Below are 7,295 nucleotides of genomic sequence, written 5' to 3'. Positions count from 1 at the left end.
CCAGGGTTGATGACATCGAAATGGATGTGCGAGGAGAGAGTAAACTCTTCTTTTGTGACCCTAATCGCTCTGACCAGAAAGGGAGAATTGAGAAAAATCACACGCTGATTCGCGACATTCTACCTAAGGGAACTCTTTTGACGATTTAACTCAAGAGGACATCAATCTCGTCTGTTCACATGTCAACAGCGTCAAACGTGCTGCTTTGAATGGAAAGTCAGCCTATGAACTCTTTGCCTTTACTTATGGAGAAGAGATTTCTAAGCTTCTCGGTATTTCTAAAATACCTGCAGAAGACGTCTGTCAGTCTTCTACATTACTACAACATAAAATCTATAGTCAATTGAACCAAAAATAGCACACAATGTGGTATAATCTTCTTATGGCATATTCATTAGATTTTCGTAAAAAAGTTCTCGCTTATTGTGAGCGAACAGGTAGTATAACAGAAGCATCACACATTTTCCAAATCTCACGTAATACCATTTATGGCTGGTTAAAGCTAAAAGAGAAAACAGGAGAGCTAAACCATCAAGTAAAAGGAACAAAATCAAGAAAGGTTGATAGAGATAGACTTAAAAACTATCTTACTGACAATCCGGACGCTTATTTGACTGAAATAGCTTCTGAATTTGGCTGTCATCCAACTACTATCCACTATGCTCTCAAAGCTATGGGCTACACTCGAAAAAAAAGAATCACACCTACTATGAACAAGACCCAGAAAAAGTAGCTTTATTTCTTAAAAAATTTAATAGTTTAAAGCACTTAACACCTGTTTATATTGATGAAACAGGATTCGATACTTATTTTTATCGAGAATATGGTCGCTCATTAAAAGGTCAGTTAATAAGAGGTAAAATATCTGGAAGAAGATATCAGAGGATCTCACTGGTTGCTGGGCTAATAAATGGCGAGTTAATCGCTCCAATGACTTACGAAGAGACGATGACGAGCGACTTTTTTGAAGCTTGGTTTCAGAAGTTTCTCTTACCAACATTAAACACACCATCAGTTATTATTATGGATAATGCAAGATTCCATAGAATGGGTAAGCTAGAGCTCTTATGTGAAGAATTTGGGCATAAACTTTTACCACTTCCTCCCTACTCACCTGAGTACAATCCTATTGAGAAAACATGGGCTCATATTAAAAAGCATCTCAAAAAGGTATTGCCAAGTTGCAATACTTTTTTCGAGGCTCTTTTGTCTTGTTCTTGTTTCAACTGACTATACTATAGATATACTTTTAGTTATGTTAGACTCGGAGTTTATTCTGTTTTTAATCTGCTTTCTTATCTCAATTATACTCCAAAACTATCAAATAGAGATAAACTACCAGTATTTTCAGGGATTATTTTTGATAAACAACTTCTCCTAATTAAAGCAAAAAGCCATTCCTCAAGGGAACAGCTTTCTCACTTATAATTAAAGGTTTCCCCAGCTAACTTATCTGCCAACTTGGGAAAGAGGGTGTAAAACTTATGGGCTAAGTGCAGCAAGATTGGAAGATTGAGTTCCCGCTTGTTTTTTCCTATGGTTTTAACAATCTTTCTAGCTACTGCATCTGGCTCGAGTAGGAAACGGTCAACCGATTTTAGATAACTGCCGTCTGGGTCAGCTTGGTCAAAAAAGGTCGTACGAATCGGACCTGGATTGACCGTTGTCACATAGACTCCATAGGACATAAGTTCGAGACGTAAAGCATTTGAAAAACCAATAGCAGCAAACTTGGTCGCTGAGTAAAGACTGGACTTGCCAGTAGCTATCAAACCTGCCATACTGACGATATTGATGACATGTCCTTTTCGTGTCTCCTTCATACGAGTTGCAACCAACCGAGACAGATTCATTAAAGCAAAGGTGTTAACCTCAAACATCTGATGAATATCTTGATCAGAGATCTTGTCAAAATCTTCAAAAATCCCGTAGCCAGCGTTGTTAATTAAAACATCAATCTTGCCATAACGCTGGTAAAGTTCAGCTACTAGTTCTTCTAAGGCTTGAGCATCGGTAATATCAATCTCAACCAATTCAGCCTGTGGATGATTTCCGTATAGTTGAGCTAATTTTTCTCTATTTCTACCCAGCAAAATCAATTGATCATTGGGCAAGAGTTTGACCATTTCTTGGGCTAGACCACCACTAGCACCCGTAATGAGAATAGTAGACATATTTATCCTTTCTCGAGAGCCTAGATTTCCACTTCTTCTAGGTCTTTAACAACATGGACATTTTCAAAAATCGTTGCCGCATCTTTCTTGAGCTGGCTAATGTCTTTTGAAAGAAAACGAGCACTGATATGGTTGAGTAAGAGGCGTTTAGCTCCTGCTTCTACTGCAACCTGAGCAGCCTGCATATTGGTTGAGTGACCGTGGTTGCGGGCAATCTTTTCGTCTCCCTTACCATAAGTCGACTCATGGACAAGAACATCTGCATTGACACCAAGACGCACACTGGCATCTGTTTTTCGAGTATCTCCCAAAATGGTAATAATCTTACCAGGTCGCGGTGCTGAAATATAATCTGCTGCCTTGATCTCGGTGCCGTCTTCTAAGACGACATCCTGACCGTTTTTAATTTTTCCAAAAAGAGGGCCGAATGGAACACCAGCAGCCTTGAGTTTCTCAGCATCCAAGGTTCCTTCTAAATCCTTTTGCATGATACGATAGCCGACACAGAAAATAGTGTGATCCAACTCTTCTGCATACACAGCGAATTTATCCGTTTCAAGGATTTTCCCAAGAGAATCTTGGTCAAATTCATGGAAATGAATCTTATAGGGTAGACGAGAACCAGAGACACGCAAACTAGTCAAGACAAAGGACTTGATCCCTTGAGGTCCATAGATTTCCAAATCTGTTTGCTCTTCATTGGCCTGAAAAGCACGGCTCGAAAGGAAACCTGGTAGGCCAAAAATGTGGTCTCCATGTAGGTGGGTAATAAAGATTTTGCTGACCTTACGTGGTCGAATTGTGGTTTCCAGAATACGATTTTGCGTTCCTTCTCCACAGTCAAAGAGCCAAACTTCGTTAATCTCGTCCAAGAGTTTCAGGGCGAGACTTGAAACGTTGCGGGCTTTAGAGGGCTGACCTGCCCCCGTTCCTAAAAATTGAATATCCATTCGATACTTTCTAATTAATCAATATATAACATAGCTGTGCGGTTTTCCGATCGGAAATAGCGCTTGCCAGAAAAAGCAGCAGCTTCTTGCAGTAAATCCTCTTGGCTGTAGCCTTTGAGACGTTTGCGACCATCTGCCAAACTTTCCAAATCAGTCAAAGCTGTGAGACTCTCCATTCTAACAACTTCCTCATCTCCAACAGCCTTCATGTAAATCTTACCAGACTCTTCAAAGACTAGTTGATGAGGAAAAATTTGCGCAATCTCAAAAAGCAAGTCATCTGAGATTACCTCTTCATTTTCAGAGAAAATCCGACCAAGACCCTCTCTCTCATAGCAAAAACCAAAGGATTTACCAGACAGATTAAGACGAATAAAAGGCTTGCTTTCTAGGGTGAAACTTGGCTCAACATTGTAGAGATTTAGTTCCTGACTGAGTTCTGCAAAATAATCCGTCGCAGCCTCAGGACTCTTTTTCTGGTAGAGTTCTGCAAAATAGGCATTGACCACACTTGGCGGAGGTGTGATCAGTGCCAACTGCTCCTGCTCTGTTTTACCAGCTAAAAGCTGGTCCAGATAGACCTTGTCTAAACTTGTATAGCCACCATACTTGAGAGCTAATGATTTGATATCAGTCATAAAATTCTTCTAATCTCCATTTATTTTTCTCAGCAATGTAGCCTCTGATGACTTCGCCGTCATCTTGGTAGTCATGTTTTTCAAGAATAGCGACACTCTCTAAATCATGAATCTTGTATGACTTAGAAAAAGGCACGCGCAAAGTAAAGGCTTCAAAAATTTCCTTAATCTTATCTAGCAATAAAGCCTGCAACTGTTCACGACTATTCTCAGACTTGGCAGAAATCAATGCATAAGGCGTTTGAGTAGGCGTAAAGTCCTCCACCAAATCTGCTTTATTATAAAGGGTCAGGCGAGGAATATCCTCCATGTCCAAGTCTTTCATGATGGAGAGGACCGTTTTTTCATGTTCCTCATGGTAAGGATTGCTGGCATCAATAACATGAACTAGAAGGTCTACATGCTTGCTTTCTTCCAAGGTCGACTTGAAACTAGACACTAACTCTGTCGGCAAATCTTGAATAAACCCAACGGTATCTGTCAAGGTTACCTGTAGATTGCCCCCCAGATGGATGCTTTTAGTTGTCGCATCCAGAGTCGCAAAGAGCTCATCTGCCTCATACTGGGTCTTGCTAGTCAAGGTGTTCATGATGGTTGACTTACCAGCATTGGTGTAGCCAATCAAACCAATCTTAAAGGTACTTGACTCCAAACGTTTTTCTCGAACTGTCGCTCGATTCTTCTCCACCACTTTAAGTTGACGATCAATATCTGTGATTTGGTTGCGAACACTACGACGATTAAGCTCCAGCTGGCTTTCACCTGGACCACGAGAACCAATGCCCCCTGCCTGACGGCTAAGCATAATCCCCTGACCAACCAAACGAGGCAAGAGGTATTTGAGCTGAGCTAGATGAACTTGGAGCTTCCCTTCATGGCTTCGAGCCCGCATGGCAAAGATATCCAAAATCAACTGCATACGGTCAATGACCTTGACACCTAACACTTCCTCGAGGTTAACATTTTGCCGTGGTGTCAAACGGTTGTTGACGATGACAGTCGTGATTTCTTCTGCATCCACCATTTGAGCTATTTCTTCCAACTTACCAGAACCGACGAAGGTCTTGGAGTCGTATTTTTCACGTTTTTGTCTGTAACTATCGACTACGACTGCTCCAGCTGTCTTGGCTAGACTGGCCAACTCTTCCATCGAGAGATCAAAATTGTCCATGCCTTGCAATTCCACACCAATCAGCAGAACTCGCTCCTCTTTTTTCTCCGTTTCAATCATTTAAAAACTCCTCAATCTGGTTTAAAATACGGTCTTGTACACCAGATTCTCCTATCTGATAAAAGGTCACCTGCATGCGGTTACGGAACCAGGTTAGCTGGCGCTTGGCAAATCGACGAGTCGCCTGTTTTAAGCTGTCACTAGCTTCTTCCAAGGACTGCTCTCCTCGAAAATAAGGAAAGAGTTCCTTGTAACCAATTCCTTTAGCAGCCTGCACATCTGGATAATGGTCAAACAGCCACTTGGCTTCGTCTAGAAGTCCAGCTTCAAACATCAGGTCCACTCTGTGATTGATACGCTCATAAAGCTGACTGCGTTCATCATCCAAGCAGATGATCAGAGGTTCATACAGGATCTCTTGATTTTCCAAGTCTTGACCAAAATGAGCAATTTCCAAGGCACGCATGGCACGACGACGATTAAACTGGGGAATTTCAAGGCCTGCTTGATCCACCAGATGGGCTAACTCCTCATCTGAAAAAGGATCTAGACTAGCACGATAAGCTAAAATCTCCTCATGAGGTGTCTCCCCACCAAGATGATAGCCTTCTAGCAGACTCTGGATATAAAGTCCTGTCCCACCAGCAATAATAGCGAGCTTACCTCGACTTTTAATATCCTCAATGACCGTCTTAGCTTCTGAAACAAAATCAAAAGCCGAGTAAGACTCGGTTACCTCTCTAACATCAATCAAGTGATGAGGAACACTTGCCTGCTCCTCTGGACTAGCCTTGGCCGTTCCGATATCTAGCCCTCGATAGACTTGTTGGCTATCTCCACTAACTACTTCACCATTAAAACGCTTAGCAACTTCAATGGCTAGAGCTGTCTTTCCAACTGCAGTCGGTCCAACAATCACAATTATTTTTGTTTTCATCTTTTTTCCTTGAAAAATTCCCATTTTTTCGCTACTATTATTATATCACAAAAAGGTCAGTCAGAAAAATGCGACCTCTTGAGGTAGCTGGCTGATTTATAAGTTAAAGGAGGAATACTCATGGCTAAAGGTTTCGCTAAAGGTCTTGTAACAGGTATTGCAGGAACTGTCGCTGCAGTTGCAGGTGCAGTATACGCAGTTAAAAAGAAAGTGATCGAACCAGAAGAACAAAAAGCAGCTTTCATCGAAGAAAACCGTAAGAAAGCAGCGCGTCGTCGCGTATCACGTTAAAACACAAAAGAAGTTGGGATTTTTCTCAACTTCTTTTTTTCTATTCTTTTATACTCAATAAAAACCAAATAGGAAACTAGCGTGTTTTGAAGAGATTTCCAGAGAGTATTAAATTGCCAAGTCAAACTTCAACTGCGGTTTCACTGGATCGTAGTCAACCAGCTCAAAATCCTCTGCTTTAATATCAAAGAAGTTGGTCTTGTCTGGTACATTCAAGACCAGACGTGGTTGGCAGTTTGAAGGCTCACGACGAAGCAATTCCTGAGCTTGTTCAAATTGATTGTCATAAATGTGAAGGTTATTGATAAAGTAGAAGAATTTTCCAACTTTCCAACCAAAGTGTTTAGCAATCATCATCTGAAGAGCCACATACTGCATAGCATTGATATGATGAGCCACCAGCATGTCATTAGATCGCTGGGTCAAAGTCGCATCCAGATAAATTTCCCCATCTACTCGACGGACATCAAACATTGTCTGGAAGGCACAAGGCAGAAGACCATCTGTCTCCTCAAAAGCTTGGTAATCCCAGAGCGAAATGATATTGCGACGGTTCCAAGGATTGGCTTCTAACTGTTTGAGAATCTTGTTAATGATGTCATGCTTCTTAACAACAGCCCCATAACGTTCCCCAATAGTCCCTGTATCTCCAACTTCCCAGTCATTCCAGTAGTGAACATTGTACTTGTCATTGAGAACTTCCAAACTATTGGTCTGATCTTGGTAGATCCAAAGCACTTCTTTAATAGCTGATTTGATAGCGATAGGACGCAAGGTTGTGATGGGAAATTCCCCCTTAGACAAATCGTACTCCGCAAAAGCACCTGTGATGTACTTGGAATTGGCAACAGTCCCATCCTTGTACTTGGGACGAGCTTGCTCAGAAAACACACCCTCATTCAAGATTCGTTCAATATTTTCTTTAAAAATCGTGTCTGCTTTTGTCATTTACTCTCACCTCAATTATTGTCTTAACTAGTATAGCATAAAAAGGGCTTTTCTACCTGTGAATTGCACCCCAAAAGTTAGACAAAAGAAAATCTAACTTTTGGGGTGTTTTTATTATGAAATTAACTTATGAAGATAAAGTTCGGATCTATGAACTCAAAAAGCAAGGAGAGAGCTTTAGAAAGC

Annotated in this window: 8 protein-coding genes and 1 pseudogene; 3 read left to right on the top strand and 6 right to left on the bottom strand. The window is 41.1% G+C overall.

From position 1 onward, the window contains the following. Positions 1-358: pseudogene (locus tag QM450_RS10380) on the top strand (IS30 family transposase); the annotation flags it as partial. Positions 359-382: 24 nt separating this feature from the next. After that, a protein-coding gene (locus QM450_RS10375) for an IS630 family transposase (protein ID WP_414320547.1) occupies positions 383-1,230 on the top strand; the annotation gives its coding sequence in 2 pieces (ribosomal slippage) (positions 383-701 and positions 701-1,230; 849 coding nt in all). Positions 1,231-1,418: 188 nt separating this feature from the next. Here QM450_RS10375 and QM450_RS10370 read toward each other — a convergent pair. Genes QM450_RS10370 through miaA form a run of 5 tightly spaced genes read right to left on the bottom strand, consistent with a single transcriptional unit; the run spans position 1,419 to position 5,870 of the window. Next, on the bottom strand, positions 1,419-2,174 hold the full coding sequence (locus QM450_RS10370) for an SDR family NAD(P)-dependent oxidoreductase (RefSeq protein WP_414320546.1): 756 nt from the start codon (positions 2,172-2,174) through the stop codon (positions 1,419-1,421). Between the two features lie 20 nt (positions 2,175-2,194). Then, complete coding sequence (gene rnz / locus QM450_RS10365) at positions 2,195-3,124, bottom strand: ribonuclease Z (protein ID WP_414320545.1); 930 nt, start codon at positions 3,122-3,124, stop codon at positions 2,195-2,197. A gap of 14 nt (positions 3,125-3,138) precedes the next feature. Then, positions 3,139-3,762: a cystathionine beta-lyase gene (locus QM450_RS10360; RefSeq protein WP_414320544.1), complete on the bottom strand. Its 624-nt coding sequence runs from the start codon at positions 3,760-3,762 to the stop codon at positions 3,139-3,141. Beyond that, entirely contained in the window at positions 3,755-4,993 is a 1,239-nt protein-coding gene (hflX, locus tag QM450_RS10355) for a GTPase HflX (protein WP_414320543.1), read from the bottom strand. The genes QM450_RS10360 and hflX overlap by 8 nt, the downstream gene beginning before the upstream one ends. After that, on the bottom strand, positions 4,986-5,870 hold the full coding sequence (gene miaA / locus QM450_RS10350; RefSeq protein WP_414320542.1) for a tRNA (adenosine(37)-N6)-dimethylallyltransferase MiaA: 885 nt from the start codon (positions 5,868-5,870) through the stop codon (positions 4,986-4,988). Before miaA ends, hflX begins: the two co-directional genes overlap by 8 nt. A gap of 120 nt (positions 5,871-5,990) precedes the next feature. On the opposite strand from miaA, the gene QM450_RS10345 reads away from it, so the two are divergent. After that, on the top strand, positions 5,991-6,161 hold the full coding sequence (locus QM450_RS10345) for a DUF3042 family protein (RefSeq protein ID WP_049526232.1): 171 nt from the start codon (positions 5,991-5,993) through the stop codon (positions 6,159-6,161). Positions 6,162-6,269: 108 nt separating this feature from the next. Here QM450_RS10345 and QM450_RS10340 read toward each other — a convergent pair whose 3' ends face one another. Continuing rightward, positions 6,270-7,109 (bottom strand): thymidylate synthase, encoded by an 840-nt coding sequence (locus QM450_RS10340; protein WP_049526234.1) that lies wholly within the window; start codon positions 7,107-7,109, stop codon positions 6,270-6,272. Between the last annotated feature and the right edge of the window lie 186 nt (positions 7,110-7,295).

Source organism: Streptococcus infantis (assembly GCF_047464615.1).
Classification (GTDB): domain Bacteria; phylum Bacillota; class Bacilli; order Lactobacillales; family Streptococcaceae; genus Streptococcus; species Streptococcus infantis_Y.
Note: the sequence above shows the minus strand (reverse complement) of the source record. Positions and strands in the feature narration are given on the sequence as shown.

Excerpts from the sequence above, each read along its gene's own strand:
- QM450_RS10360 (WP_414320544.1), bottom strand. The coding sequence starts at position 3,762 with ATGACTGATATCAAATCATTAGCTCTCAAGTATGGTGGCTATACAAGT.
- QM450_RS10340 (WP_049526234.1), bottom strand. The coding sequence starts at position 7,109 with ATGACAAAAGCAGACACGATTTTTAAAGAAAATATTGAACGAATCTTG.
- QM450_RS10370 (WP_414320546.1), bottom strand. The coding sequence starts at position 2,174 with ATGTCTACTATTCTCATTACGGGTGCTAGTGGTGGTCTAGCCCAAGAA.
- rnz (WP_414320545.1), bottom strand. The coding sequence starts at position 3,124 with ATGGATATTCAATTTTTAGGAACGGGGGCAGGTCAGCCCTCTAAAGCC.
- miaA (WP_414320542.1), bottom strand. The coding sequence starts at position 5,870 with ATGAAAACAAAAATAATTGTGATTGTTGGACCGACTGCAGTTGGAAAG.
- hflX (WP_414320543.1), bottom strand. The coding sequence starts at position 4,993 with ATGATTGAAACGGAGAAAAAAGAGGAGCGAGTTCTGCTGATTGGTGTG.
- QM450_RS10345 (WP_049526232.1), top strand. The coding sequence starts at position 5,991 with ATGGCTAAAGGTTTCGCTAAAGGTCTTGTAACAGGTATTGCAGGAACT.